24 protein-coding genes are annotated in these 26,308 nt (G+C 49.4%); 10 read left to right on the top strand and 14 right to left on the bottom strand.

The genetic code is table 11. From position 1 onward, the window contains the following. Nucleotides 1-128 precede the first annotated feature (128 nt). Entirely contained in the window at nucleotides 129-1,964 is a 1,836-nt protein-coding gene (gene speA / locus WJM45_RS17590; protein WP_341326339.1) for a biosynthetic arginine decarboxylase, read from the bottom strand. A gap of 106 nt (nucleotides 1,965-2,070) precedes the next feature. Here speA and speE point away from each other — a divergent pair, with 106 nt between their 5' ends. After that, complete coding sequence (gene speE, locus WJM45_RS17585; RefSeq protein ID WP_341326338.1) at nucleotides 2,071-2,919, top strand: polyamine aminopropyltransferase; 849 nt, start codon at nucleotides 2,071-2,073, stop codon at nucleotides 2,917-2,919. 169 nt (nucleotides 2,920-3,088) lie between these two features. On the opposite strand, the gene WJM45_RS17580 is transcribed toward speE, so the two are convergent. From WJM45_RS17580 to WJM45_RS17570, 3 genes are all read right to left on the bottom strand, one after another. Beyond that, nucleotides 3,089-3,358, bottom strand: a complete 270-nt coding sequence (locus WJM45_RS17580) for a hypothetical protein (RefSeq protein ID WP_341326337.1) — start codon at nucleotides 3,356-3,358, stop codon at nucleotides 3,089-3,091. Then, complete coding sequence (locus WJM45_RS17575; RefSeq protein ID WP_341326336.1) at nucleotides 3,355-3,573, bottom strand: hypothetical protein; 219 nt, start codon at nucleotides 3,571-3,573, stop codon at nucleotides 3,355-3,357. The genes WJM45_RS17580 and WJM45_RS17575 overlap by 4 nt, the downstream gene beginning before the upstream one ends. Nucleotides 3,574-3,807: 234 nt before the next feature. Beyond that, entirely contained in the window at nucleotides 3,808-4,035 is a 228-nt protein-coding gene (locus tag WJM45_RS17570; protein WP_341326335.1) for an addiction module protein, read from the bottom strand. Between the two features lie 161 nt (nucleotides 4,036-4,196). Between WJM45_RS17570 and WJM45_RS17565 the strand changes: the two genes are divergently transcribed. From WJM45_RS17565 to WJM45_RS17550, 4 genes are all read left to right on the top strand, one after another. Beyond that, nucleotides 4,197-4,442: a type II toxin-antitoxin system CcdA family antitoxin gene (locus WJM45_RS17565; protein WP_341326334.1), complete on the top strand. Its 246-nt coding sequence runs from the start codon at nucleotides 4,197-4,199 to the stop codon at nucleotides 4,440-4,442. After that, nucleotides 4,442-4,759, top strand: coding sequence for a CcdB family protein (locus tag WJM45_RS17560; protein WP_341326333.1), 318 nt, complete (start codon nucleotides 4,442-4,444; stop codon nucleotides 4,757-4,759). The genes WJM45_RS17565 and WJM45_RS17560 overlap by 1 nt, the downstream gene beginning before the upstream one ends. A 433-nt stretch (nucleotides 4,760-5,192) precedes the next feature. Beyond that, nucleotides 5,193-5,387 (top strand): type II toxin-antitoxin system VapB family antitoxin, encoded by a 195-nt coding sequence (locus WJM45_RS17555; RefSeq protein WP_341326332.1) that lies wholly within the window; start codon nucleotides 5,193-5,195, stop codon nucleotides 5,385-5,387. Continuing rightward, nucleotides 5,384-5,785, top strand: a complete 402-nt coding sequence (locus WJM45_RS17550; RefSeq protein WP_341326331.1) for a PIN domain nuclease — start codon at nucleotides 5,384-5,386, stop codon at nucleotides 5,783-5,785. Before WJM45_RS17555 ends, WJM45_RS17550 begins: the two co-directional genes overlap by 4 nt. Nucleotides 5,786-5,860: 75 nt before the next feature. Here WJM45_RS17550 and htpG read toward each other — a convergent pair whose 3' ends face one another. Beyond that, nucleotides 5,861-7,780, bottom strand: coding sequence for a molecular chaperone HtpG (gene htpG / locus WJM45_RS17545; RefSeq protein WP_341326330.1), 1,920 nt, complete (start codon nucleotides 7,778-7,780; stop codon nucleotides 5,861-5,863). 113 nt (nucleotides 7,781-7,893) lie between these two features. Here htpG and WJM45_RS17540 point away from each other — a divergent pair, with 113 nt between their 5' ends. Together WJM45_RS17540 and WJM45_RS17535 are read left to right on the top strand one after the other, a co-directional pair. Then, nucleotides 7,894-9,522 carry a response regulator gene (locus WJM45_RS17540; protein WP_341326329.1) on the top strand — a complete coding sequence of 543 codons (1,629 nt, stop codon included), beginning with the start codon at nucleotides 7,894-7,896 and terminating at the stop codon, nucleotides 9,520-9,522. After that, nucleotides 9,522-10,193, top strand: coding sequence for a HAMP domain-containing sensor histidine kinase (locus WJM45_RS17535; protein WP_341326328.1), 672 nt, complete (start codon nucleotides 9,522-9,524; stop codon nucleotides 10,191-10,193). The genes WJM45_RS17540 and WJM45_RS17535 overlap by 1 nt, the downstream gene beginning before the upstream one ends. On the opposite strand, the gene holA is transcribed toward WJM45_RS17535, so the two are convergent. The 3 genes from holA to leuS form a co-directional block, all read right to left on the bottom strand. Then, nucleotides 10,174-11,199: a DNA polymerase III subunit delta gene (holA, locus tag WJM45_RS17530; protein WP_341326327.1), complete on the bottom strand. Its 1,026-nt coding sequence runs from the start codon at nucleotides 11,197-11,199 to the stop codon at nucleotides 10,174-10,176. The genes WJM45_RS17535 and holA overlap by 20 nt on opposite strands. Before the next feature lie 229 nt (nucleotides 11,200-11,428). After that, nucleotides 11,429-11,920 carry an LPS assembly lipoprotein LptE gene (gene lptE / locus WJM45_RS17525; RefSeq protein WP_341326326.1) on the bottom strand — a complete coding sequence of 164 codons (492 nt, stop codon included), beginning with the start codon at nucleotides 11,918-11,920 and terminating at the stop codon, nucleotides 11,429-11,431. Between the two features lie 13 nt (nucleotides 11,921-11,933). Continuing rightward, nucleotides 11,934-14,384 (bottom strand): leucine--tRNA ligase, encoded by a 2,451-nt coding sequence (gene leuS, locus WJM45_RS17520; RefSeq protein ID WP_341326325.1) that lies wholly within the window; start codon nucleotides 14,382-14,384, stop codon nucleotides 11,934-11,936. Nucleotides 14,385-14,466: 82 nt separating this feature from the next. On the opposite strand from leuS, the gene WJM45_RS17515 reads away from it, so the two are divergent. Then, nucleotides 14,467-14,952 (top strand): zinc ribbon-containing protein, encoded by a 486-nt coding sequence (locus WJM45_RS17515; protein ID WP_341326324.1) that lies wholly within the window; start codon nucleotides 14,467-14,469, stop codon nucleotides 14,950-14,952. A 59-nt stretch (nucleotides 14,953-15,011) separates the two neighbouring features. After that, a complete protein-coding gene (locus WJM45_RS17510) occupies nucleotides 15,012-15,791 on the top strand; it encodes a ParA family protein (protein ID WP_341326323.1) in 780 nt (259 codons plus the stop codon). Nucleotides 15,792-16,062: 271 nt separating this feature from the next. Here the strand turns inward: WJM45_RS17510 and WJM45_RS17505 are convergent, their stop codons facing one another. After that, nucleotides 16,063-17,334 (bottom strand): HD-GYP domain-containing protein, encoded by a 1,272-nt coding sequence (locus WJM45_RS17505; protein ID WP_341326322.1) that lies wholly within the window; start codon nucleotides 17,332-17,334, stop codon nucleotides 16,063-16,065. After that, nucleotides 17,312-18,901: an apolipoprotein N-acyltransferase gene (lnt, locus tag WJM45_RS17500; protein ID WP_341326321.1), complete on the bottom strand. Its 1,590-nt coding sequence runs from the start codon at nucleotides 18,899-18,901 to the stop codon at nucleotides 17,312-17,314. Before lnt ends, WJM45_RS17505 begins: the two co-directional genes overlap by 23 nt. Before the next feature lie 209 nt (nucleotides 18,902-19,110). Between lnt and soxB the strand changes: the two genes are divergently transcribed. After that, a complete protein-coding gene (gene soxB, locus WJM45_RS17495; RefSeq protein WP_341326320.1) occupies nucleotides 19,111-20,787 on the top strand; it encodes a thiosulfohydrolase SoxB in 1,677 nt (558 codons plus the stop codon). A gap of 654 nt (nucleotides 20,788-21,441) precedes the next feature. Here soxB and WJM45_RS17490 read toward each other — a convergent pair. The 4 genes from WJM45_RS17490 to lipB form a co-directional block, all read right to left on the bottom strand. Beyond that, nucleotides 21,442-21,999, bottom strand: a complete 558-nt coding sequence (locus WJM45_RS17490; RefSeq protein WP_341326319.1) for an exosortase system-associated protein, TIGR04073 family — start codon at nucleotides 21,997-21,999, stop codon at nucleotides 21,442-21,444. Between the two features lie 56 nt (nucleotides 22,000-22,055). After that, entirely contained in the window at nucleotides 22,056-24,332 is a 2,277-nt protein-coding gene (locus WJM45_RS17485) for a Tex family protein (RefSeq protein ID WP_341326318.1), read from the bottom strand. A 333-nt stretch (nucleotides 24,333-24,665) separates the two neighbouring features. Then, a complete protein-coding gene (gene lipA, locus WJM45_RS17480) occupies nucleotides 24,666-25,631 on the bottom strand; it encodes a lipoyl synthase (protein ID WP_341326317.1) in 966 nt (321 codons plus the stop codon). Beyond that, the gene (gene lipB, locus WJM45_RS17475) at nucleotides 25,628-26,236 is read right to left on the bottom strand and encodes a lipoyl(octanoyl) transferase LipB (protein WP_341326316.1); all 609 of its coding nucleotides are present in this window, start codon (nucleotides 26,234-26,236) and stop codon (nucleotides 25,628-25,630) included. The genes lipA and lipB overlap by 4 nt, the downstream gene beginning before the upstream one ends. Between the last annotated feature and the right edge of the window lie 72 nt (nucleotides 26,237-26,308).

Below are 26,308 nucleotides of genomic sequence, written 5' to 3'. Positions count from 1 at the left end.
CCTGTTGCCCTGTTTTCATCGCTCTGCGATAATGCGTGCATTATACTATATTTATATAGTATTCAAATACTTAAACATGACAAAGTCGAATTAGACATGACAGGATCCTGGTATTTATGAAATTAGAATTATTTTTCTAAATAAGTATAAGCCCGAAGTCCAGCTTCGAGTTCTTTTTCATATTCGTAGCGCTCCAATTCGCCGATACCGCTTTGCGTTAGCTTGTTACGATAGGCTTCTTTTAATTCTTCAGGATTGATATGGACATAATCCAATAAATCGGAGACATGCTCGCCTTCCTGTAAGTCGGAAAAATGGTAGCCGTCGGCGTCGAGTTCGATATTGATCGAATGCGTGTCGCCGAAGAGATTGTGCATGTCGCCGAGAATTTCCTGATAGGCGCCGACCATGAAAAATCCGATCAAATAGGGTTCGTTCAAGTCGATTTTATGCAGCGGCATCGTATTTTCGATATTCGGTCCGTCGACATAATGATCGATGCGTCCGTCCGAATCGCAGGTCAAATCTTGCAGCACCGCGCGCCGGGAAGGGTACTCGTCGAGCCGGTGAATCGGCATGATCGGAAAGATCTGATCGATGCCCCAGATGTCCGGTAACGATTGAAATAGCGAGAAATTGCAAAACACCTTGTCGGCCAGTTTTTCGTTCAGTTCCTGCAAGATCGCCGCTTCGCTGTGGTTGTTGGGATTCAGATGCGCCTTGATTTGCCGGAACAGTCGGATGTATTCGCGTTCGGCTTCGGCGAGTTCGACCAGTCCGAGTTTGCCTTGCACGAAGGCGGTGCGTGCCTCGTTCAGGTTGAATTGTGCGTCGTGATATTGTTCGGCGATGTTGTGCGATGAGAATGGCGAGTCGCATTCGTCGAGTTCGGTGTCGAGCGATTCGATATCGGTGACGTTGCTGATCAACACGGCATGATGCGCGGTTAGCGCGCGGCCCGATTCGGTGATGATGTGCGGATGCGGCAAACCGTGTTCGGCGCAGCTTTCGGCGAAGCCGCGCACGATGTTTTGCGCGTATTCGTCGATGCTGTAATTGATCGAGCAGTCGCGGCGCGAACGGCTGCCGTCGTAATCGACGCCGAGACCGCCGCCGGCATCGACGGTATCGATTTTAGCGCCGAGCTTGTGCAATTCGGCATAGAACTGTCCGGCTTCCTTCAGCGCGGTCTTGATGTCGTGAATGTTCGCGATTTGTGAGCCCATGTGGAAATGCATCAGTTTCAAGGTGTCGAGCAAGCCTTCCTTGTCGAGACGCTCGACTAATTGCAGGACTTCTCCGGCGTGAAAGCCGAATTTGGATTTTTCGCCGCCGCTATTTTGCCATTTTCCGGCGCTAATGCTCGAAAGCCGGACTCTGACGCCGAGCAGCGGCTTGATGCCCAGTTTTTGCGATTCCTGCAGAATCATTTCCAGCTCGGATGGTTTTTCTATGACGATATACACCTTCAAGCCCATGCGCAAGCCGATCAAGGCGAGGCGAATATAAGCGCGGTCTTTATAACCGTTGCAGACAATCAGTCCGGGCGACAAAGCTAGGATCGCCAGCAATTCCGGCTTACTGCCGGCTTCGAGACCGACTTGTTTGCCGGCCACGATGCCTTCGATCACTTTGCGCTGCTGGTTGACCTTGATCGGGTAAACCGGTGTGTAAGTGCCTTGGTAAGTATTCGAGACGCAGGCTTTGCCGAACGCGTCATGCAATTGCTTGACCCGGTTTTTTAGAATGTCGGTAAAACGTACCAACACCGGTAACGATAGATTTTTTTCGTTTAAGGTCTGTGCGATTTCGTATAAATCCAGCTCGACATTTTTATCGGGGCAGGGGTTAACGGTCACTCGTCCAGCTTCGTTGATCGAAAAAAAACCTTCGCCCCAATTGGCGATGCCGTAAATATGTGCCGATTGTTCGATGGTCCAGGGGTGTTCAGGCTTGAATTGCACTCGGTTGTCCTTGGTTTGAAAGGTAGGGTGGCTTAATTTTTCAATGCTGCATGAATTTCTAATATAATGGCGCTATTTTAAACCTTTCCAACAGAATTACCCAACAATGAACCCAACTGAATGGTTTACCGAACAAGCGCCCGGCGCCGGCTCGGCTTTTTCATTGAAAATCAAGCGTAAATTGCATGAAGAACAATCCGATTTTCAATTTCTCGAAATCTATGAAACAGAGGATTTCGGCAATCTGATGGTCATCGACGGCTGCACGATGGTCTCGACCCGCGATAATTTCTTCTATCACGAAATGATGAGCCATCCGGTGCTGTTTACCCATCCCGATCCGAAACGGGTCTGGATCATCGGCGGCGGCGACTGCGGTACGTTGAAAGAAGTCTTGAAGCATCCGGGTGTCGAACAGGTCGTGCAGATCGATATCGACGAACGCGTGACGCGTCTGGCCGAAATTTATTTTCCTGAGTTGTGCGAGTCGAACGGCGACCCCCGCGCCGAGCTGAAATTTATCGACGGCATCAAATGGGTCAAAGACGCCGCGCCCGGTTCGGTCGACATCATCATCGTCGATAGCACCGATCCGGTAGGGCCGGCCGAAGGCTTGTTCGGCGAAGCGTTTTATCGCGATTGTCTGAATTGCCTGTCCGACAACGGCATGGTCATACAACAATCCGAGTCGGCCCTCTATCATTTGAATCTAATGCAAGCGATGCGCAATGCAATGAGCGCGGCCGGCTTCGAGCATCTGCAAACGCTGTTCTTCCCGCAATGCATCTATCCGTCAGGCTGGTGGAGCGCGACCATCGCCGGCAAGAAAGGATTGAACGCTTTCAGGCAGGAGGACTCGGCTAGCAAACCGTTCGCGACCGAATATTACAACGTCGACATTCACCGCGCGGCGCTCGCGCAGCCGGAGTTCGTCAAGCGGGCGTTCGGCGGTTGATTGCTGGTATGCACGGCAAGGCGGGCGATGTAGATGCCCGCCATACTTCAAATAAAAAACGGCTCGATCGGGCGCTTTGGAAATTTGTTGCGGCACAGTCTGACTTTGGAGAAGGGAGTTAGGTCGTCAATGACAAAGCGCACCGGCAGCAATGGAGCGACATGGTGGGCTATAATTTTTGAAGTATTTTTTCATATTCTCTATGAGAGCCAATCCAAAACCACACGATTTCAGCGTCATCAACAATACCTACCGCTCTAAAGTCGATGTTGATGCGCACAGAATAAATTGGTTTGCTGGAATGAACCCGCTTGAACTGCAAACTAGGGTGATATGGATTGTTTTTAAATTGAGTATACGCAATTTTTGCTTGCTTCCGAATGTCCATAGGCAAAGCAGAATACAGCTTCCAAAATTTTTCTGTCGTATGTGAAATCACAGCGCATCAAAGTCTAAAGGCTTAGTCTTGCCGGCGCGATGTTCTTTTAAAGCCTCATCGGCTAAATTAGCTAAGAAATCTTCAGATTCGGCAAATAACGATTCCCATTTTTTTTCTGCCAATAATTCATCCAGCAACCATCGAGCGATTATATTCTGCTGCGTATCAGGGAGTTTGGATGCCTCTTGAAAGGCTTGGTCAAGCAACTTTGTCATATCGTTTTTTCCTAGGGGGAGACTCCGAACTGCGCGTCCGAGTTTACGGCCTTGTGCGCTGGTAGCCACCAACGGTTGAACGTGGCTCTTTGGTTAATGAAGCGACAAATATCCTGACACAGGTGGCGCCGAATATCAGGCTGCAAGATAACGTGCGCCGAGACCCTTTTGCCGAGATTCGTAGTAAGTCACATGCTCTAAATGTTCGAGTCGAGCGAGGGGATTGAAAAAAGTTCACTTTTTAAATAGAGCTTTGGCCTCACGAAGAACCACTTCGGCAGGTATACGCTCAACTAGCCCTTGGTCCATTTCAGCAGCCCGACGAGCTGCTTCTTGATACCAAAGTTGCTCGATTTCTATTTCAGATAAAGTATCAAAGCTGGGCAACAGTTGTTCAGCCAGTTGCGCCCGTTCCTGAGGTGGGAGCAATAAAGCTTCATGACGAATAGTTTCGATGTCCATGGGAGTTTCTCAACGAAAGTTTATCGTTAGGCATCCTAATAGAGGTAAGACATTACGTCAAATAGTTGTAACTTCTCAAAAAGTCACGGCAATCTCAGTGTCTTGCGTCTCATAAAAAATGCACATAATATATGCGCATTAATTGTGTAGGAGATATGCGCATGTCCCCGGTCTTTGACACCCACGCCCCAAAAAAACCAACAAACGTCAGTATAAATAGTGATTTACTTGTTAAAGCGAAAGAACTAAAGATCAATTTGTCGGCAACCTTGGAAAAAGCTCTAACCGAATTAGTAAACGCTCGGCAACGAGAACTTTGGATGTGCGAAAACAAGATTGCCATCGAAGCGTACAATCAATTGGTAGAGGATCATGGAAACTTTAGTGACGATTTAAGGAGCTTTTAGTGGCTCAGTTCAGGGCTTACGAGAATTCAAACAAAGCAACCATGAAAACCTACCCTTATCTTTTGGATATTCAATCCAACTTACTCGACGATTTACGAACCACAGTCGTCATTCCGCTTTTGCCTACCAGCCTTGCAGGAAAAGCAGCAATTACAAAGCTATGTCCAATCTTAGAAATTGATGGCAGATCTTTTATTGCGCTCACCCAGCAAATTGCCGGCATAGATCGAAAATATCTTCTTAAAGAAATCTGCGACCTTTCGCAGTACCGCTCTGAAATTATTACCGCATTGGACTTCATGATTTCCGGCATTTAACGGCATAAAAGCCCAGGCGGTAGCCGGCTGCAGACTTTGTTGAAACATGTTGATTCGGCGCCGGCATCACCAAATGGAGGAGATACGTTTGCGGGTCAAGGGGGGGCGGATTGTCGCGTTAGAAAATCTTCGTATGTTGCGGCAATAGCAGAAAACACCCGCCACTACCGGAAGCACTTATAAATCCAAAGTTAATTGGGTACGCTGCGCGTACCTTATGCCGGCACAAGGCAACACATGAGGGCACGTTAAACTACAGGTGATACCGCTGTGGTCCGCACAGCGTACAGATGCTAGCGCTAACCATAAGCGAACCTAAAAAGCCGAGCGACGAAGGAACGGCGCTTTTTGGGGCAGAGTTTATGGTCTTGTTATGTTTCCCTGCTCGTGATAGATTGTGTATAAATATTGATTGTATACACATAGGTGTCCCATGAGAACCAACATTGTAATAGACGACAAATTAATGGCTGACGCACTCAATGCTTCCGGGTGCGAAACCAAAAAAGAGGTGGTAGAGCAAGGGCTTAAGCTCTTGGTGCGCCGGAGCCAACAACAGGAACTACGCAAGCTGCGCGGCAAAGTCATGTGGGAAGGCGACCTGGATGAAATGCGAGGCGAACAATGATACTGGTCGATACCAGTGTCTGGATCGACTACTTCAATGGCGTCCAAAATTGTCACACCGATATGCTCGATTCGGCGATTATCGAGGGGGTTGTTGCGATCGGCGATTTGATATTTCTGGAAATCCTTCAGGGCATTCGCAACGATCGAGATTATCACAAAACCAAACAATCTCTCTTAACCTTGGATCAGTATGAAATGTTTGGCAAGGGAATGGCTATAAAATGTGCCGAGAATTATCGGGCATTGCGCAAAAAAGGAATCACCATACGGAAAACCGCCGACGTCATCATAGCGACTTTCTGCATCGAACAACGGATACCACTCCTCTATCTTGATCGAGACTTCATTCCCTTCGTCGATCATCTTGGTTTGGAATCTGTCGTACCAGAAACTTAACATTACGGGTAAGTTACGTGACGGGTTTTTCAATGGAGCATAAAAAGGCCGGTTGCCCGGCCTTTTTTTCTTCGGTTATTTCAATAATCCCTGCAGTAGTTCGTTCAATTTATGTACGAACGCCGACGGGTCGTCCAATTGTCCGCCTTCGCTCAGGATCGCCTGGTCGAACAAAATGTTTGTCAGGTCTGCAAAACGTTGGTCGTCTTGCTCCTCTTTCAGGCGAGTGACCAACGCGTGAGTCGGATTCAGCTCGAATATCGGCTTGCTGCCGGGCATTTTTTGGCCGGCTTCTTTCATGATCCGTTCCATGTTCAGGCTCATGCCGTAAACATCGCTGACCAGACATGAAGGGGAGTCGGTCAAACGGTGCGACAGACGCACTTCGCTGACTTTGTCTTTCAGCACTTCCTTGATTTGATTGACGACCGACTCGAAGTCCTTGTTGACTTCTTCCTGCTGTTTTTTCTCTTCTTCGTCTTCCAGTTTGCCCAGGTCCAGATCGCCTTTCGCTACCGATTGCATATGCTTGCCGTCGAATTCGGTCAGGCTCGAGACAAGCCATTCGTCGATACGATCGGACAGTAGCAGCACTTCGATGCCTTTTTTACGGAAGATTTCCAGGTGCGGGCTGTTTTTCGCGGCCGCGAAGCTGTCTGCCGTGATGAAATAGATTTTTTCTTGACCTTCCTTCATACGGCCGACATAGTCTTCGAGCGAGACGTCCTGTTTTTCGCTGTCGGTGTGGGTCGAAGAAAAACGCAGCAATTTTGCGATGCGGTCTTTGTTACTAAAGTCTTCGATAATGCCTTCTTTGATGACATTGCCGAAATTGGACCAGAAGGCTTCGTATTTTTCGGCTTCGTTTTTAGCCAGGCCTTCGATCAGTCCCAGCACTTTTTTGACGGCGCCGGATTTGATTGTGCTGATTTGTTTACTTTGTTGCAAGATTTCTCGCGAAACGTTCAAAGGTAGCGAGTTAGCGTCGATTACGCCGCGGATGAAACGAAGATAGCGCGGCATCAATTGTTCGGCGTCGTCGGTGATGAAGACTTTTTTGATATACAGTTTTACGCCGTGTTTGGCGTCGCGATCCCATAAATCGAACGGCGCGCGCGAAGGAATATAGAGCAATAGCGTATATTCGTTCGTGCCTTCGACCTTGCTGTGGATATGTGCAAGCGGGTCCTGGAAGTCGTGTCCGACATGCTTGTAAAATTCGTTGTAGTCCTGTTCGGAAATATCCTGGCGTGCTTTGGTCCATAAGGCCGATGCGCTGTTGACCGTTTCTTCCTCAATGCGTGCCGGCGCGGTTTCGTTGCCTTCATCGTCGGTTTCGGCCGGAATTTCCTTGTCCATTACGATCGGTAATGAGATGTGGTCGGAATATTTGCGCACGATAGAGCGCAGACGCCAGTCGTCGAGAAATTCGTCCTCGCCTTCTTTCAGATGCAGAACGATTTCTGTGCCGCGCTGCGGTTTGTCGATCGATTCCAGCGTGTATTCGCCTTCGCCGGAGGATTCCCAAAGCACGCCCTCTTCATGAGAAGCACCGGCTTTACGAGTTTTCAACGTGACTTTGTCCGCGACGATGAACGACGAATAAAAGCCGACGCCGAATTGGCCGATTAGCTCGCTGTCTTTGGCTTGGTCGCCGGTCAATGATTCGAAGAATTGTTTGGTGCCGGATTTGGCTATCGTGCCGATGTGTTCTTGAACTTCTTGACGGCTCATGCCGATGCCGTTGTCGATGACGGTGATCGTGCGTTTATCCTTGTCGAATTCTAGCCGAATTTTCAATTCGCTGTCGCCTTCGTAGAGTCCGTCGTTGGATAAGGCTTCAAAACGCAGTTTGTCGGCGGCGTCGGAGGCGTTGGAGATGAGTTCGCGTAAAAATATTTCCTTGTTGCTGTACAAGGAATGAATCATCAGGTGTAGCAAGTGTTTGACTTCGGTTTCAAAGCCTAAGGTTTCTTTTTTTGCTTCAACGGTCATGCTTGAGTGTCCTCTTATCGATTCAAAAGAAATTTGCATTCGATGTGGGGGCGCTTTGATTATTTTCAAGTCATGAGCTAGACACTTTAGAAACTATGGTTAAAATTGCTTTCATGAATCTAAATCTAAAGTCCAAAAAATTTCTGATCGTCGAAGATCTGGCCAATATGCGTAAAGCGATACGCGAATTGCTGTATACGCTCGATGTGCAGCATATCGTCGAAGCTGCCAATGGTCTAAATGCGATTGCTGCGATGAAAAGGGAGCGTTTCGATGTCGTGTTGTGCGATTACAACTTAGGCGAGGGGAAGAACGGACAGCAAGTATTAGAAGAAGCCAGGTTTCGTAAATTGTTACCTTACAGCTCCACCTTTATTATGGTAACGGCGGAACAAAATCAAAGTATGGTCTTGGGGGCTATGGAAAGTAAGCCTGACGAGTATTTGACTAAGCCTTTTAACGGTCAGCAATTACTGATGCGGCTGGAAAGAAATCAAACTAAAAAAGAGTTTTTCGCCGATATAGAACAGGCAATCGAGGCCGATAATTATAGTCTGGCGATCCAGTATTGCGATAGCAAGCTCCAAGAAGGCAACCGGAAAATGCATTTGCATTTGCAGAAAATTCGTGCCGAATTGGCTGTTAATACCGGCGATTTTAAAAAAGCGGAAAGTATTTACCGCGAAGTGTTGGCCGCGCGAGAGCTTAATTGGGCGCGTCTGGGGTTGGGAATTATCGCTTATTTGCAAGGCGACTACGAATCGGCCGTTGAAGTTTTTCAAAACTTAATCGACAGTCAGCCGATGATGTTGGAGGCTTATGACTGGTTAGCCAAAGCTCATGAAGCGAGCGGCGATTATCTAACCGCGCAAGCCGCGTTAGATAAGGCGACCAAGATTTCACCGCAGGCTATTTTGCGGCATAAGAAATTAGCGGCTTTAGCCGATAAAACGGGGCATTTGGAAATCGCCGAAAAGGCTTATTTATCGGCGGTCAATTTAGGCAAAAACTCCGTTCACAAGTCATCCGGGGATTTTTCCGGGTTGGCCAAAGTTTATTCGAAGACCAATAATAGCGCTGCAGCGCTGAATACGCTGAAAGACATGCGCAAACAGTATATCAATGATCCGGAGGCAGAACTTCGAGCGGCGGCATTGGAGACCGAAGTCTACCAGCAAATCGGCGATGAAGAAATGTCGGAGCAGGCTTATCGGACAGCACAGGCGTTGTGCGAAAAGTTGGGCGATAAAATTCCGAATGATTTGCGCATGGATGTCGTTAAGGCGCATTATTTAAAAGGAAATAATGAATCGGCGAAAGCGATACTGGATCAATTGATCAAGAATAATATCGATGACGAACATTTTATCGGCAACGTCAAGACTATGTTGGGTAGTATCGTTAGCGAGCATCATGCGGATGCATTGATTGCACCGATCAAGCAGGCCCTGATCGAAATCAATAACAAAGGAGTGGATTTGTTCAAGCGAGGGAAGCTATTGGAAGCGATGCGGGTTTTTGAAGAAGCGGCCGAGATTATGCCCGAAAACAAAACGATCATGATCAATATGATCAAGATTTTGATTTATGATTTGAAAAAGTCGGGATTTAATCAACACAAATTTGCAAGGGCTCAGGACTTGATCAAAAAAGCCGCTAAATATGGCGTTAATCCGGATAAAATCGGGAATATGTTGATGCAATTGGAAAAAATGTCTGCCGTGAACGAATCCAAGGTCTAATGTCTATATCCCCTATCAATAATTTTTCGACGATTTTGGCAGCATCGATTCATGACATCAAAAATTCCTTGTCGACTGCCCGCGAATTAATTGCACAATTAGCTAAGCTTGACGGTGTTGCAGAGACTCCCGAATTTCGACAGTTGGAGTTTGAAGCAAGCCGCATGAATAGCAGTCTGATGCAATTGTTGGTATTGTACAAAATCGATTCGTCGCTGTTTTGTCCGGTGATCGATGAGTACCAAGTCAAAGATATTCTCGACGATGTGGCGGCTCAACAGAGGGGCGTGCTGGCTTTGGGCGGGATAGGCTTGATCGTCGAATGTGCCGACGACCTGTATTGTTATTGCGATAGCGGATTAATTAATACCGTACTGATTTCGATCATTAATAACGCCCAGCGTTATTGCCGCAAAACCATTGTGTTATCGGCTTATCAATCCGGCGATTCGGTTTGTTTCCAGGTCGAGGACGACGGCGAGGGTTATCCAGCGGAATTGATAGCGGATTTATCGCATCCGGTTGTGAATGGACCGGGTAATACCGGCCTTGGATTGTTTTTCGCGACAACGATTGCCGAGTTGCATGGCAATGGAACGAAAAACGGTATCGTGCGAATCGATAACGATAGTCGTTTTGAGGGGGCTCGGTTTAGATTGTTTCTGCCATGACTTCGGCGCCTCCGATCAGTAGGCAGATTTGAGTTAGTGTATCCCAAGCATTGCCCTTGGAAGCCCCTTTGATTCGCCGGTCCGCTTCCGTACTCATCAGCAGGGCTTTATTCAATTGCGCTAATTTAAGGCGTTGTTCGGCGCCGAGAACCAGTCCTTTCCGGTTTTCCCAGACTCGAGCGTTTCTGAGCGCCTGATCTTTAGAAAAGCCTTCATATCGGGCGGTTTTGACCGATATCAGCAAACGGATGTCCCGGGTCAATGCCCATAACACAACCGGTTCCGCAGTACCTTCCGACTTCAAGCCTTGCAACATTTTCAGTATGCGTCCGGTTTTTCCGGCCAGCATCACATCGCAAAGATTAAAGACATCGTAACGCGAGCTATCCGCGACGGCCGACTCGATATCGTGTCGGCTTAGTTGTTTGGGGCCGTACAGCACAAAAAGCTTTTCGATTTCCTGTGCGGCAGCCAGCAAATTGCCCTCGACCCGACCGGCCAATAGGCGCAACCCCTCTCGATCGCCGGATAATCCCTTAGTCGCCATTCGTTTTTGCAGCCAGTTGATGAGATCTTGCCCTGAAGGCGGCCATATTTGGATGATGACGCCGGCCTTATCCAAGGCTTGAGCCCATTTTGATTTTAACGAAGCGCTGTCGAGCTTGCCGGATGTGATGAGCAGCAATGTGTCCTCGGGCAGGCGTGAGCAATATTCGGTCAATGCCTTTGAGCCTTCCGCGCCGGGCTTGCCGGAGGGTAGCCGTAAATCGATGATTTTTTTATCGGCAAAAATACTGAATGAATCGGCGGATTCGCCGAGCGAAGCCCATTCAAAATGAGCGTCGACGGTCAATACTTCGCGATTTTCGAATCCGGCTTTTCTCGCGGCGCGCCGGACGGCATCGGCGGCTTCGCCCAATTGCAACGGTTCGTCGCCTGCAATCAAATAGACCGGCGCCAAATTTTTGTTCAGCGCCGCTTCGAGTTGTTCCGCTTTTAAACGCAAGGCTTAGGGACGAGCATGAAATAATTTCGACAAATTTTGGAAGGGGGCTTGGTGGCTCGGTTGACAGGTGTTGGCGTGAATGCAGATTTTGCTCCTGCAAAATCTGCATTCACGCCATCCCTGGCGTTCAGATAGCCGTCTTTAAGGACGTATTCACGGCGTCCTGTCAAGCGAGTCACTAAACCGCCACAAAGCTTAATGCTTATGGAAGTTATTTTGTGCATATTCCTTAATATTTGTGAAGTTGGGTTCGTGTGCGGTCGAGAATTGATCGTACCGCTTGTTTGTACATTTCGTTAATAATTACTTGTTCCTCGTTGGCTTGAGCAATGACCGCTTCCTGGTCGTTGTAATATTCCCGGATAATTTCGACCGATTGATTGCGAGCCAGAACGGCGCCTTGATTATCCAAAAGTTCGTATTCCAATTTGTAATTTAATTCGAACTCGTTTGCTTTGCCGATGGAGCTTAGCGACAAAACGCGCCTATCCAGTTTTTCATTCAACGTATTGATCACCAACTCGGCTTGGCCGATCGAATCGACGATCCGCACGGGAGATGATCTCAATGTCCGAGTAAAGTGGTCGCGCAGACTGCCCGAAGCTCCCTGCAGATAAACCTTGTTGATATCGTCGGGGAGGTCGACGGTTCCTTGTAGTCGGTATCCGCAGGCGCCTAACGCCAATGTCAGTAAAATTAGCAGGGCTATTTTCAATCTCATGCGCGACCTCGTTTCATACGACGATATTGACTAATTTATTCGGTACGACAATGACTTTTTTGACTGGTTTATCTTCGATAAAGCGTTTGACATTATCATCGCCGAGAGCAATGGCTTCGATTTGCTCCTTCGAAGCGTCGGCGGCCACTGAAATTTTGCTGCGCAGCTTACCATTGACCTGAACGACAATGTCGAGCGTGTCGAGCCGCATCGCGCTCGAATCGGCTTTGGGCCATTTGGTATCCAGAAGACTGCCGCTTTGTCCCAAATGTTCCCAAAGCCGCTGACAGATATGTGGAACGATAGGCGACAGCATCAGTACGATCGCGCTGAGCGCTTCTTGCCGTATAGCCTTGGCGTTGTTCGAGTCGGCGGTAAATTTTGCAATGGCGTTTAAAAGTTCCATGTTCGCCGCGATCGCGGTATTGAAGGTATGCCGCCTGCCCAGGTCGTCGGTGACTTTTTCGATGGTTTGATGCAGTTGCCGGCGAAGGTTTTTTTCATCGTCGGTCATTGCATTGCGGTCGAGTCCAGGCGTCGGTAGATCGTTTTGAACATGCTGATGGACTTGTTTCCAAAGCCGGCGCAGAAAACGGAACGCGCCTTCGACGCCGCTGTCGGACCATTCCAGCGATTGTTCGGGCGGCGATGCAAACATGATGAACAAGCGCACCGTGTCGGCGCCGTATTGATCGATCAAGGCCTGCGGGTCGACCGTGTTGCCTTTCGATTTCGACATCTTGCTGCCGTCTTTCAGCACCATGCCTTGCGTCAGCAAGTTCTTGAACGGCTCGTCAGGGGCCGGCATGCCCTCGTCGCGCATCAATTTGGTAAAAAAACGGGCGTACAGGAGATGTAGTATCGCGTGTTCGATCCCGCCGATGTATTGATCGACCGGCAGCCAGTATTTCGCGGCTTCGTCGACCATTGAGTCCGCTTTGGGACTCGCGAAACGCGCGAAATACCATGACGATTCCATGAAGGTATCGAAGGTGTCGGTTTCGCGCCGGGCCGGTTTGCCGCATTTCGGGCAATCGACATGCGAAAAGGTTGGATGCGCGACCAATGGCGATTGCGAACCGTCGAGCACGACGTCGCGCGGCAATGTTACCGGCAGTTGGTCTTCAGGGACTGGTACCGTGCCGCAGTCGTCGCAATAGATAATCGGAACCGGCGCGCCCCAATAGCGTTGTCTCGAAACGCCCCAGTCGCGTAGTCTGAAATTGGTCTTGCGCGTGCCGCGGTTTTCTTTTTCGAGTTTTTCGGCGATCGCGATGAAAGCTTGCTCGGAGGTCAAGTCGTTGAATTCACTCGAATTGCGCAGTATCCCTTTGTCGGTAAAGGCTTGTTCGGCGCAGCTGTCGTCGGAATCGTCGAGCGAATGAATGACCTGCTTGATAGCAATGCCGTATTTATGCGCGAATTCGAAATCGCGTTGGTCGTGCGCAGGCACCGCCATGACCGCGCCGGTACCGTAACCCATCAACACGAAATTCGCGATCCATACCGGCACTTGTTCGCCGCTGATCGGATGCACGGCCTTGATGCCGGAATCGATGCCTTTTTTCTCCATGGTTTCCATCGCCGCTTCAGAGGTTTCCATGATTTTGCACTCCTCGACAAAGCGCGCGATTTCGGCATTGTTTTCGGCGGCTTTAAGAGCCAAGGGATGTTCGGCGGCAACGGCCAAGTAAGTCACACCCATTAACGTATCGGGGCGGGTCGTATAGATTCTGAGCGCTTCGTTTTCGCCGGGGACCGCAAAATCCATTTCGACGCCTTCGGAGCGACCGATCCAGTTGGATTGCATCGTTCTGACCTGTTCCGGCCAGCCGTCCAGGCTTTCTAGGGCCTCTAACAATTCATCGGCATAGGCGGTGATTTTTAAGAACCACTGCGAAATTTCTTTGCGCTCGACCGGTGTGTCGCAACGCCAGCAGCAGCCGTCGATAACCTGTTCGTTGGCGAGCACGGTCAGGTCGTTCGGACACCAATTGACCGGTGCGGTTTTTTTGTAAACCAAGCCTTTTTCGAATAGCTTCAAGAAAAACCATTGCTCCCAGCGGTAATAATCGGGATCGCAAGTCGCCAGTTCTCGGTTCCAGTCGTAACCGAAACCGAGACGTTTCAACTGGTCGCGCATGTATTCGATGTTTTCATAGGTCCAGTCGGCCGGGTGAACGCCGTGCTGCATCGCGGCATTTTCGGCCGGCAAACCGAAAGCATCCCAGCCCATCGGTTGTAGGACGTTCTTGCCTTGCATGCGCTGAAATCGACTGATCACATCGCCTATCGTATAATTCCGAACATGGCCCATATGCAGTTTGCCGCTGGGGTAGGGGAACATCGATAGGCAGTAATATTTTTCGCGATTCGAATCTTCATGGGCAGCAAAGGCGTTGGTGTCTTCCCAGGATTGTTGAATCGCTTGCTCGATTTCTAACGGCTTATAACTTTCTTCCATCCTTCTCATCTTTTCCGGTCAAATATATTAGAATACAGTACACTTGTTTAAATCTAAAGCCTCATTTTAAGGAGTTCATCGTATGAGTGACAATAAATTAATTAAAGCCTATAACAATTTGATGGAACACCTTTATGAGGTGATGGACGACGGTATACATTCTTTGGCTCATGCGCTCGAACAAGCTAAGGAAAAGACCAGCGAACTCGGTGGTTTGACGCAGGAAGAAATTAATAAAGTATCCGACTACGTCAAGCGCGATGTCGTGCATGCGGCGCATTCGCGTAATGAAAGTGAGGATGATGACGATTTATCCGAATGGCTGAAATTCGATATCGATTTACTCGAAAATTTCGCGCTGGAGGAATTTATGAGTTTGGCCGATAAAACTAGCGTCGAATTAGCCAAATTCAGGGCCATTGCCGAAGTCAATACCTATCATAGCGGTGAAATCGCCAGTCCCGGCACCTTTGTTTGCGATCAATGCAATAAGGAAATTTCGTTTAAAACGATCAGCGAGATTCCGAAATGTCCGGCCTGCGGAGCCGATACTTTCGTTCGGTGTTGATATTATCCTGTCAAACCTTATAATGCCGACTTTAACTATTTGATTTTATGGAGCATAGCATGCGCAGGGTCATTTTCAACCAGAAAGGCGGAGTCGGCAAGTCCACCATTTCTTGCAATTTGGCGGCAATCAGTGCGGTCGAAGGCAAAAAAACGCTAGTCGTGGATTTGGATATGCAAGGCAATGCGACTCAGTATCTACTGGGGGGAAAAGTCGCTAATTCGGATAAAACCATTGCCAAGTTTTTCAAGGATTGTTTAGGTCTCGGATTGTTCGGCAGTAATAATCCGGGACTTGAGGACGTGATTCATGAAACGCCTTTTCCTAATCTTTTTGTGATTCCTTCTCATCCTGAACTTGAGCCTTTACAAGCCAGGCTGGAATCCCGGTACAAGATTTTCAAATTGAAAGAAGCCCTGGAAAAGCTGGAAGGATTCGATGCGGTTTACATGGATACTCCGCCGATCTTGAATTTTTACAGTCAGTCGGCATTGATTGCGGCGCATAGGTGCTTGATACCATTCGACTGCGATGCATTTTCCCGCGAGGCTTTATATACGTTGATGCAAGCCTTGGCGGAAGTCAAGGTCGACCATAATCAAGCGCTTGAAATCGAAGGCATTGTTGTCAACCAATACCAAAAACAAGCCAATCTGCCTCGGCAATTGGTCGAGGATCTGATTACCGAAGGCCATCCGGTGCTCGACGCAAAAATTTCACCGTCGGTAAAAATTAGGGAATCGCACAGCGAATCGAAACCTTTGGTTTATTATGCCCCTTATCATAAACTGACCGATGAGTTCCGGGCGCTGCATATCGAAATTACCGGCAAAGCTTGATCTTAACGTTCATGAAAGCCCGGCCATCGCCCCGGCAAAAATGAAAGTTCTCGGGTGGGGAGGGCGCGGTCACTCGCCCGACAGGGCGCCGTGAATACGTCCGTGTAGGCTCGACGGCGGCTGTCCTGCCGCCGACGCCTGTCGGCCGAGCAACCGCCCCCTCTCCGTAACCGGCATTGTGTTGAATATCGAAAAATTAGATAAAGAGCCAAAATCTACGAACTTTCACAGTACCGCTCATGAAGGCCCGGCCATCGCCCCGGCATCAAGATCAAGCGTCGATTGCCGCATTCAGTATTCCCTTTTGGTAATATTGGATCACATCGACATTATATGTGTCGGGGCGTTCAATCTTTCGTATGCTATAAGTATGACCGCTAGCATCCAAATCCAACTTCGAGAGATCGACCAAGCGTTCTTGGCGCGGTTTTTTATTTTCATCCAATAACAAGATGATTTTCGGGCGGATCTTGGCTTTCGGGTTTACCTCGACGACAATCCCGACTTCTCCAGTGTTCAATTCGACAACACTTCCAGGCGGATAAATACCCAGGCATTCGATGAATTTAATCGTCAGCGAGGAGTCGAGATGCGAGCCGGAATTTTTGGTCAATAAACTGATGGCTTCGAGATGCGCGCGGCCGTTTTGATAAACCCTATCGCTGGTGATCGCGTCGTACATATCGGCAATGGCGACGATGCGCGCGTAAGGTGTGATTTGTTCGGCTTTTAATTGACGCGGATAGCCGGTGCCGTCCAGCTTTTCATGATGGGTATGAGCAACGTCGATGGCGCCGCCATACATGCCTGGCGAGGCCATCAATAATTTCCAGCCCAGCGTCGTATGACCTTGCATGATTTTCAGTTCCTCGGGAGTAAATTTTCCGGGCTTATTTAAAATTTCCAGCGGTATTTTCATTTTGCCCATGTCGTGCATCATTCCGCACAAACCGACATGGTGCAATTCGGCTATCGGGAGATTGATATGTCTGCCTAAGGCGATTGAGTAAATGCAAACATTCATGCTGTGCTGAGCGGTATATTCGTCTCGTTTTTTCAATTGCGTCATCCACATCAGCGCATCGGGAGCATTGATGATGCTTTCGACGCATTCGGCGACGGCTTTTTTAGCGAGCTCGACATTGATGGTCTTGCCGAGGCGAACTTCTTCCATGAAGCTTTTGACTAAATTGCTCGTTTTATGATGAACATATTCGGCATTCTTGATTTCCTTCGCGAATGTCGAGCGTTTTTCGGGCGGCGTGTGTTTTTCCAGAAAGTCTTTGGAGTAAGCGGTGCTTTTGGCATAGATTTGCGGGGCTTTCGATTGTTTCGTGACATCGATATAGACATATTCGCATTGTTGCTGGACGGCTTCGATGTCGTTTTCGTTTTTCAGTTCAAAGCCTTGAAACAAAAAATTCGTTTCCAGCCAGGGGCGATCGAGTTTCGAGACATACATGCCGACGCGCAAGTCCTTGACATCTATCTTAAATAAGTCGATTGATGAGGCGAATTCGTTACGGCTCCAGTGGTTCATCATGGCTTCCTCTTTCGTATTGATCCCGCTGACGACTTTGAGTGCGGCGGTTGTATTTTATTTGAGTCGACATGCTTGCTATTAACAGAGCAACGAGTATCGAGACCGCCGGAGCGTTCCCGGTTTTGGCATAGGGCGTCAGCCCGCCCATCGGCTTTATTATGCCGCTGATCGCCGCCGTTTCGAAAGGTATTGCTTGTTTAATGATGCCGCCCATAGGTGAAACAATGGCTGTTACGCCGGTATTAGTTGCCCTCAAGAGATAACGGCCCGTTTCGAGCGCGCGCATTCTGGCGATTTGCAAGTGTTGAAAAGGCTCTATCGATTGTCCGAACCAGGCGTCGTTGGTAACGTTTACTAAAAAAGCGGCATCCGGCAATTTTGTGCGTGCTTCTTTGCTAATGGCATCTTCATAGCAGATCGAGGCCGCAAACGGATGTCCTGCCGCGATTGGCAACGTTTGATCGTCTCCCCCTGGGGTGAAGTGTCCGAGGCGCATGTTTAAAAAATCGAGAATTTTTCCGGACAAGGGTTGTAAGGGCAAATATTCGCCGAAAGGCAGTAAATGGTTTTTATGATAAATACTTCGCTGTTTGCCGAGCACTAATACCGAGTTGTATTTTACGTGCGGTTGATCGCCTTTCATAGGGAGGCTGACGATGATGTTGCTGTTATGTTCGACGGCTTTGCGCTCCAGCGGTTCGATAAAGTTTTCTTTGACTTCGGAATAATAAGCCGGAATCGATGTTTCCGGCCAGACGATAATGTCGGAATACCAATGTTTTTCCGTTAATTCGCGGTATTTCCGTAACGTTGAATCGCGGTTTTCCGGTGCCCACTTTTGTTCCTGCGGAATATTGCCTTGCAATAAGCTGACGCGAATATTCTCTCCGATTGAATGGGTCCATGAGATGTTTTTGCATAGGGCGCCGCTCGCGAAAAGCACGGCAATCAGGGTTAGATTCGTCACGATGTGCCGTTTGCCGTGACGGCATTGCAGCGCGAGGCCGGCGCTCAGAGCCATCAAAAAACCGGTGCCGTACACACCGATAATAGGAATATAGCCCGAAAAGGGGGTATCGAGTTGCGAGTAGGCGATTTGCAGCCACGGAAAGCCGTTAAGAAACCAATTGCCTCGGATATATTCCACTAAAATCCAGATGCAGGGCGGAATTAAGCTATTGATAGCGAGGTCTGAACGACGAGCGATCGCGCTGGTTAAGTATCCGGTCAGTGCCGGGAAGAGGGACCAGACCGATACAAATAACAGCGTGATCACTACGGAGCTCAACAAATCGGCTCCGCCATAGACTCGAACGCTGACGAATACCCATGAAACGCCGAAGCCGAATAAGCCCAAGCCAAACAAAAATCCCCGCAAGGCGGCGCGGGCGGGAGTTAATACCTCCCAAGACGCAAATATAAAAGCCAAGGCGACGAAGCCCAGATAGGCATGATCGAAAGGAGCGAAAGCCAGCGCCATTGCAATACCGGCGGCCGGCGCGAATAAGTCGCCGTAAAACCCTTTGAAAAAAGCGCTTAAATTGTGATTGAAAGCAGTTTCCGGCATGTTCATTCTTTACAATATCATTCATGAAGGCCTGTCCATCGCCCCGGCAAATGAAAGTTCGAGGCGTGGCGGAGGATGCGGCATTTTCGTTGCTGAGGTTTTGCATATCGAAAAATTAGATAAAGAGTTCAAATTCACGAGCTTTCACTGTAACTATTGAATATAAAAAGCATTTTTCGTATGTCCATCCATCGGAGAAAATCCAAACGATGAATTTAAGTCGCCGTGAATTTTTACAAGCGCTTACGTTAGCACTATTGTCCTCGAATTGTTCGAAACAAAGGCGTTTCGGCGATTTCGACATCGAAGGCCTATATTCGGCACAGCCCTTCGGCAATGTCAGATTGCTGCATTTTACCGATTGCCACGCGCAATTGCTTCCTGTTTATTATCGGGAGCCTTCGAATAATCTTGCCGCCGGCGAAACGCATGGAGGCGCGACTCCTTTAGGCGGGCAGGCATTACTCGATTATTACCGGCTAAAATTCGGCAGCCCCGAAGCCCATGCCTTCACGCATTTACACTTTATCGAATTGGCCGAAATCTACGGAAAAATGGGCGGTTTCGCGCACTTGGCGACATTGATCGAGCGGCTTCGGGGAGAAAGCGGTCCGGGCAACACCTTATTGCTCGACGGCGGAGATAGTTGGCAAGGTTCGGCGACGGCATTGTGGACGCAAGGGCGAGATATGGTCGCGGTGTGCAATCTCTTGGGCGTCGACGTGATGACCGGACACTGGGAATTCACCTATGGCAGCAAGCGTGTATTGGAAAATCTCAAACAGTTTAACGGCGAGTTCGCCGCGCAAAATATTGCGTTGACCGATGTGGCCCGATTCGATAGCGATGACGATAACACGGCTGTGTTTAAACCCTATGTCATTAAAACCTTACGACACGCGCGAATTGCCGTCATCGGCCAAGCTTTTCCTTATACGCCGATAGCCAATCCCAAGCGCTTCGTCCCCGACTGGCAATTCGGCATTCAAGAATACAATTTGCAAGGCGTTATCGACCGGATCAAAACCGATAAATCCGCCGATGTCATCGTACTGCTGTCTCATAACGGCCTCGATGTCGATTTAAAATTGGCATCGAGAGTCAGTGGGCTGGATATTATTTTAGGTGGGCATACGCACGATGCCTTGCCCAAACCAATCTTGATCGAGAATTCGGGCGGCAAGACTTGGGTGAGCAATGCAGGCTGCCATGGCAAGTTTTTGGCGGTGTTGGATTTGAATGTTGGTAAAGGTCGACTGAAAGGTTTGAATTACCGTTTATTGCCGATATTCTCGAATCTGCTGCCGCCCGATCCTATGATGCAGCGATTGATTAAAACCGTTAGAAATCCTTATATCGATCAATTGACTTATCCATTAGCGACTGCCGACCGGCTTTTGTATCGGCGCGACCGTTTTCACGGTACCTTCGATCAATTGATTCTCGACGCCTTGCTTGAAGTCGGAGATGCCGATATCGCTATGTCGCCGGGATTCCGTTGGGGTAATACGCTACTGCCAGGCCAAACGATTACGCTGGAAGACGTGATGAATCATACTGCAATCACTTATCCCGAAACTTACGAGCGTTCTCTATTAGGCCGCGAAATCAAAGCGATTCTCGAAGATGTTGCGGACAATTTATTCAACCGCGACCCATATTATCGCCAAGGCGGCGACATGGTGCGCGTCGGCGGCCTCCGTTTTGATTGCGATCCGAACGCGGAAATCGGTCGTCGTATCTCCGGCCTTAGAATGCCGGGCGGAAAGCCGCTTGATGCCGATAAAACTTATAAAGTCGCGGGTTGGGCCGGTGTCGGCGAGCCGTCTTCGGGAAAGCCGGTTTGGGAGGTTGTTGTCGATTATTTGGTGAAAGGTGAAAGATGAAAGGGGGCTTTTTTCCAGGCTCTAGCTTTCCGAGACCCGCCGCGCGATTCGAATTGGAGCCGATTGCAATCGATGCGAGCCATGGAAAGCCATATAGTGCCTCTGCTTCGCTTTTGCTTAGCCCAGCCTTAACATTGCGCGTCAATAGGTTATTGAATAATATGCAATAATTAATTTTATGGCACTACAAAGCTAAATTTGGCATGATTTTTAATTATTATATTTCAATAGCATAGGCGGTAGGCACTACACTTGTTAAAGCTGGGTTAGGAATATGCACAAAATAACTGCTACAAGTAGTAGGCTTTGCGGCGTCCTTTAATGGGCACCCCGATGCCGAATTTTCATCTACGATGAGTATATATAACACTCCTTCACACCCAAGAGCTTAGCGAAAAGGCTTACTCCTTTTATACTCAAAAATTAGCTAACTTTGTGAAGGTATGGGGTGTGGCTAGCGAGGATGTCGGCAGCAGGGATTGCTGCCGTCAAGCCCCCATGGATGGGTTCACGGCGGTCCTCGATAGACACATCCCATACCTTTTATTCTTAGTCGGTTTTTCAATCAAAAGGGAGTAGATAATATCTAGAAATTCTTATGGTCAAACTGCCGAATTTAGGATTATGCCTTATGCTCGGTTCCACCTGTTTTCATTATTTATGCATTTCCTCTTTGAATAACTGATCTATTTTTCGTGTGGTGTCTTGATAGACTTCCGGTGTTTCAACTGGCTGCGGAGTGTATACCGTCGGTTCAGGCTCAATGACGGGCTCGGGTTCCGGGGCTTGGACGATGGGTTTCGGTTTCGGCGTGCACTGGTAGAGACGGTAAGCTTCACCATAGGTCGTGTCGATGTCGAAATCATCCCAAACATAGAGAGGATATGCGATGGGTTTGGTCGGAAGCGGAATCGTTACCAAGTCGGCGATGCCGACGCCTATCCGGCCTGCCATGTTGACGATGCCTTTAAAAAGGCCTCCGGTGAAGCCGTAAAAGACGTTGCTTTGATTCGATGTATTGATGACATTCTTCGGTAATTCAAGTATTGAGCCGCCCAAGTTACCGAAGGCATTAAGCGTTTTATGGCCGATTATTTCGCCATAGCTGCCGCAAACGCGGGGATGGGCGTTTTGAGCCTGAGACTCGGGCGCGAAGGCGGTCAAAAAACTGACCAGTAACACTGGGATCATGGTGCGATTAGATGATGTCATAGCAAATCCTGCCGGTTGATTTATTTTTCGCTTCAGTATAGCAGAGGATTTAAAGTTTATTTTTTCAACGCTTTGGCTAATGCGTCGGCCATCGCGCCTTGAGGTTTCGGTGCTTGCCGGGGTTGTTTGGCAGGTTTGCGGGGCGAAGGTGCCGGTTTTGATTCCGTGTTGGGTTCTCCCTTTTTCATGGTCAGCGAAATGCGTTGTCTGGGCACATCGACTTCTAATACTTTAACCTTGACCATGTCGCCTGTTTTGACTACATCGCGAGGGTCTTTGATAAAGACATCGGCTAAATGCGAAATATGCACCAGACCGTCCTGGTGTACGCCGATATCGACAAAAGCTCCGAAGTTCGCGACATTAGTCACGACACCCTCGAGCATCATTCCGGGTTTCAGATCGGTGATTTTTTCGACACCTTCCTTGTATTGCACGCTTTTGAATTCGGGGCGCGGGTCGCGTCCCGGTTTTTCGAGTTCTTGCAAAATATCGGTTACAGTCGGCAGGCCGAAGGTTTCATCGGTGTAGTTGGCCGGGTTCAGTGAACGTAGATAAGCGCTTTGGCCGATTAAGTCGCGAACCGATTTGCCGGTGTCGCCAATGATCGCTTCGACGACAGGATAGGCTTCGGGATGCACGGCGGAAGCGTCGAGCGGATTGTCGCCGTTCATTACGCGTAAGAAACCGGCCGCTTGTTCGAAGGCTTTGTCGCCGAGGCGCGGAACTTTCTTCAATTGCTTGCGGTTTTTGAACGGCCCGTTTTGATCGCGGAACGCGACGATGTTTTCACTAACGCTGGCCGATAAGCCGGATACCTGCTTGAGCAATGCGACCGATGCGGTATTGACGTCGACGCCGACCGCGTTCACACAATCCTCGACGACGGTGTCGAGCATGCGAGCCAGTTGCGCTTGATTGACATCGTGCTGATATTGGCCGACGCCGATCGATTTCGGATCGATCTTGACCAGTTCGGCGAGCGGGTCTTGTAGGCGTCGCGCAATCGAGACCGCGCCTCTGAGCGAGACGTCGAGATCGGGAAATTCTTTCGCGGCGAGTTCCGATGCCGAATAAACCGATGCGCCGGCTTCCGAAACAGTCAGTTTGGTGACTTTTAGTTCCGGATGGCGCTTGATCAGATCGCCGACCAGTTGATCGGTCTCGCGCGAGCCGGTGCCGTTGCCGATGCTGACTAAATCGACTCGATGTTGTGCGATCAGTCGAGCTAATGTGTCGATGGACTGATCCCATTGATTGCGAGGTTGAAATGGATAGATCGTTTCGGTTGCGAGCAGTTTTCCGGTCGGGTCGACGATCGCAACCTTGACGCCGGTGCGGATGCCGGGGTCGAGTCCCATCGTTGCCTTCGGGCCGGCCGGTGCGGCGAGTAACAAATCCCGTAAGTTGCTCGCGAAGACGCGGATCGCCTCAAATTCGGCCGCTTCGCGCAGGCGCAGTTTCAAGTCCAGATCGATGCGCGTGAACAACTTGATCTTCCATGCGAAGCGCGCTGTCTCGGCAAGCCAGGCATCGGCCGGTTTGGATGTATCGGTGATATTCAAACGCTTCGCGACGAATTGTTCGCAAAGTCGGTGTTCGTCTTGGTCTTCCATGGCTGGTTTCAGGCTAATGTTGAGCAAGTCTTCGTTGCGGCCACGGAATAAAGCCAGTGCTCTGTGCGATGGAATCTTGTTGATGGCTTCCTGATAATCGAAGTAGTCCTTGAATTTAGCGGCTTCCTGTTCTTTACCGGCGACGACGACCGAGTGAATGATGCCTTTTTGCCAGATGCGTTCGCGCAGTTCGGAGAGTAGTTCGGCGTCTTCGGAAATGCGTTCCATGATGATTTGGCGTGCCCCGTCCAGTGCGGCGGCGGTATCTGGAACGCCTTTATCTTGATCGATATAGCTAAGCGCGGCTTCGTTCGGGATAAGGCCGCGGTCGTTCAATAGCGCATCGGCCAAGGGTTCTAGACCCGCTTCGCGCGCAATCTGGGCCTTGGTGCGGCGCTTCGGTTTGTACGGCAGGTAGAGATCTTCGAGCAGCGTTTTGGTGTCGGCATCGAGGATAGCTTTTTCCAAATCGGGCGTCAGTTTGCCTTGCGATTTGATGCTTTCGAGAATGGTTTCGCGCCGGTCGTTCAACTCGCGTAAATAAATCAGGCGTTCTTCCAGGTTACGCAGTTGCGTGTCGTCAAGGCCGCCGGTGATCTCCTTGCGGTAACGAGCGATGAAAGGCACGGTCGCGCCTTCGTCCAATAATGCAATAGCGGCGTTGACTTGTTTCGGGTTGACGGCTAATTCTTCGGCGATGCGTTGAGTGATGTCCATATTTTGGTGAATAGTGAATCGTGAATCGTAAAAAGTGAAGGATTGGTTAGGAACGAGCATGAAATAACTTAGACAACTGTCGGAAGGGGGTTTGGTGGCTCGATTGACAGGTGTCGGCGGCAGGGATAGCCGCCGTCAAGCCTACATGGACGTATACACGGCGTCCTGTCAAGCGAGTCACCAAACCGCCACAAAGCCTACTACTTGTATAGGTTATTTTGTGCATATTCCTTAAGATTCGGTTAGTTTCCAACGAACGGGTTTTGGTCTTAGCGTAGGATTGGCTGAACAGAGTGAAACCCATCGACAACTTCCGGTCGATGGGTTTTATTGTTAATCTGTCGATACCACCGCTTTGGCTTGCAGATCGGCGTGGTAGGACGAGCGGACCAGCGGTGCGCTGGCGACTTGTTTGAAGCCGATTTCGTAAGCCGTTTCGGCAAGTTCGTCGAATTCCTCGGGCGCCCAATAGCGCTTGACCGGCAGATGATCCTTGCTTGGCGGTAGGTATTGGCCCAATGTCAACATTGAACAGCCGTGAGCGATTAAATCTTTCATAACCTCGACGACTTCGTCGTGCGTTTCACCGAGGCCCAACATTATACCGGACTTGGTCGGTGTTTCCGGGCAGACTTCATGATAACGTTTGAGCAGATCGAGCGAGCCTTGATAATCGGCGCCCGGCCTTGCTTCTCGGTAAAGCCTTGGAACTGTTTCCAGGTTATGATTGAATACATCGCAAGGCTCTCTGCTCAGTATGTCGACGGCCTTGTCGAGGCGGCCGCGAAAATCGGGAACCAGTATTTCAATTTTGGTGGCCGGCGTTTCTTGTCGAATTGCGGCGATACAATCGGCGAAATGTCCGGCGCCGCCGTCTCGCAAGTCGTCGCGGTCGACCGAGGTAATCACGACATACTTCAGCTTCATTGACTTGATCGTCTGCGCCAAATGTAGCGGTTCGTTTTGATCGAGCGGTTTAGGTTTGCCGTGTGCAACGTCGCAGAAAGGGCAGCGACGGGTGCATAGGTCGCCCATGATCATGAAGGTCGCAGTTCCGTGGCTGAAACATTCGCCAAGGTTGGGGCAAGCGGCTTCTTCGCAGACCGTGTGCAGATTGTTTTCGCGCAATAGTTTTTTGATGCGGTTAATTTCGTCGTTCGCCGAGACTTTAATGCGTATCCAATCGGGCTTGCGTAGCGGTTCTGCAACCGGTTCGACTTTGACTGGGATTCGAGAGAGTTTGACGGAGTTGCGTTGATGCGACTCCGGCGTGTTTCGTGAGGGGGCTTGTAAAGTCATCGTGATATTGCCTGAGTGATGGCGTGAGCGACCGGTACGGCCAGTTCGCTAGTTTCGATTTCGATGCCGAGGTCGGCTAATTGCGTGACTTGCATGTCGGCAAAGCCGCAAGTGTTGATCAGGTCGAACGGTTTTAAATCCATGTGGTTATTCAAGCTCAGACCGTGATAGCTGCAGTTTTTTTTTACCCGTAGCCCGATCGATCCGATTTTTTTGTTCGCGACATAAACGCCGGGTTTGTCGGCTTGCGATGATGCTCGGATGCCGTATTGGGCCAGCGTTTCTATGATTGCTTGCTCGAGCGTCGTGACCAGTGCTCGGATACCCAGGTTCAAGCGCTTGATGTCCAGTAATGTATATAGTACCAGTTGTCCCGGGCCGTGGTAGGTAATCTGGCCGCCTCGATCGGTTTGTACGACCGGAATATCGCTGACTTGCAAGAGGTGTTCGCGTTTGCCGTTCAAACCGAGCGTATAAACAGGCGGATGTTCGACGATCCATAGTTCGTCAGGAGTATGGGGGGTGCGTTGCTGCGTGAACGTTTGCATGTCGCGCCAAACCCCTTCGTAGGGTTGCAGGCCGAGGTTGCGGATCGCCAGTGACATCGCTTTATTCTTATGCAATGGGATGCAGATTATTCGGATAGGGCATATTATCGCCGATATTCTTCGTTATCA

The organism is Methylotuvimicrobium sp. KM2 (assembly GCF_038051925.1).
Classification (GTDB): Bacteria; Pseudomonadota; Gammaproteobacteria; order Methylococcales; family Methylomonadaceae; genus Methylotuvimicrobium.
This window is presented reverse-complemented; position numbering and strand designations above follow the sequence as displayed.

Excerpts from the sequence above, each read along its gene's own strand:
- speE (WP_341326338.1), top strand. The coding sequence starts at position 2,071 with ATGAACCCAACTGAATGGTTTACCGAACAAGCGCCCGGCGCCGGCTCG.
- WJM45_RS17575 (WP_341326336.1), bottom strand. The coding sequence starts at position 3,573 with ATGACAAAGTTGCTTGACCAAGCCTTTCAAGAGGCATCCAAACTCCCT.
- WJM45_RS17570 (WP_341326335.1), bottom strand. The coding sequence starts at position 4,035 with ATGGACATCGAAACTATTCGTCATGAAGCTTTATTGCTCCCACCTCAG.
- WJM45_RS17565 (WP_341326334.1), top strand. The coding sequence starts at position 4,197 with ATGTCCCCGGTCTTTGACACCCACGCCCCAAAAAAACCAACAAACGTC.
- WJM45_RS17555 (WP_341326332.1), top strand. The coding sequence starts at position 5,193 with ATGAGAACCAACATTGTAATAGACGACAAATTAATGGCTGACGCACTC.
- WJM45_RS17550 (WP_341326331.1), top strand. The coding sequence starts at position 5,384 with ATGATACTGGTCGATACCAGTGTCTGGATCGACTACTTCAATGGCGTC.
- htpG (WP_341326330.1), bottom strand. The coding sequence starts at position 7,780 with ATGACCGTTGAAGCAAAAAAAGAAACCTTAGGCTTTGAAACCGAAGTC.
- WJM45_RS17540 (WP_341326329.1), top strand. The coding sequence starts at position 7,894 with ATGAATCTAAATCTAAAGTCCAAAAAATTTCTGATCGTCGAAGATCTG.
- WJM45_RS17535 (WP_341326328.1), top strand. The coding sequence starts at position 9,522 with ATGTCTATATCCCCTATCAATAATTTTTCGACGATTTTGGCAGCATCG.
- lptE (WP_341326326.1), bottom strand. The coding sequence starts at position 11,920 with ATGAGATTGAAAATAGCCCTGCTAATTTTACTGACATTGGCGTTAGGC.
- leuS (WP_341326325.1), bottom strand. The coding sequence starts at position 14,384 with ATGGAAGAAAGTTATAAGCCGTTAGAAATCGAGCAAGCGATTCAACAA.
- WJM45_RS17515 (WP_341326324.1), top strand. The coding sequence starts at position 14,467 with ATGAGTGACAATAAATTAATTAAAGCCTATAACAATTTGATGGAACAC.
- WJM45_RS17510 (WP_341326323.1), top strand. The coding sequence starts at position 15,012 with ATGCGCAGGGTCATTTTCAACCAGAAAGGCGGAGTCGGCAAGTCCACC.
- WJM45_RS17505 (WP_341326322.1), bottom strand. The coding sequence starts at position 17,334 with ATGATGAACCACTGGAGCCGTAACGAATTCGCCTCATCAATCGACTTA.
- lnt (WP_341326321.1), bottom strand. The coding sequence starts at position 18,901 with ATGCCGGAAACTGCTTTCAATCACAATTTAAGCGCTTTTTTCAAAGGG.
- soxB (WP_341326320.1), top strand. The coding sequence starts at position 19,111 with ATGAATTTAAGTCGCCGTGAATTTTTACAAGCGCTTACGTTAGCACTA.
- WJM45_RS17490 (WP_341326319.1), bottom strand. The coding sequence starts at position 21,999 with ATGACATCATCTAATCGCACCATGATCCCAGTGTTACTGGTCAGTTTT.
- WJM45_RS17485 (WP_341326318.1), bottom strand. The coding sequence starts at position 24,332 with ATGGACATCACTCAACGCATCGCCGAAGAATTAGCCGTCAACCCGAAA.
- lipA (WP_341326317.1), bottom strand. The coding sequence starts at position 25,631 with ATGACTTTACAAGCCCCCTCACGAAACACGCCGGAGTCGCATCAACGC.
- lipB (WP_341326316.1), bottom strand. The coding sequence starts at position 26,236 with ATGTCACTGGCGATCCGCAACCTCGGCCTGCAACCCTACGAAGGGGTT.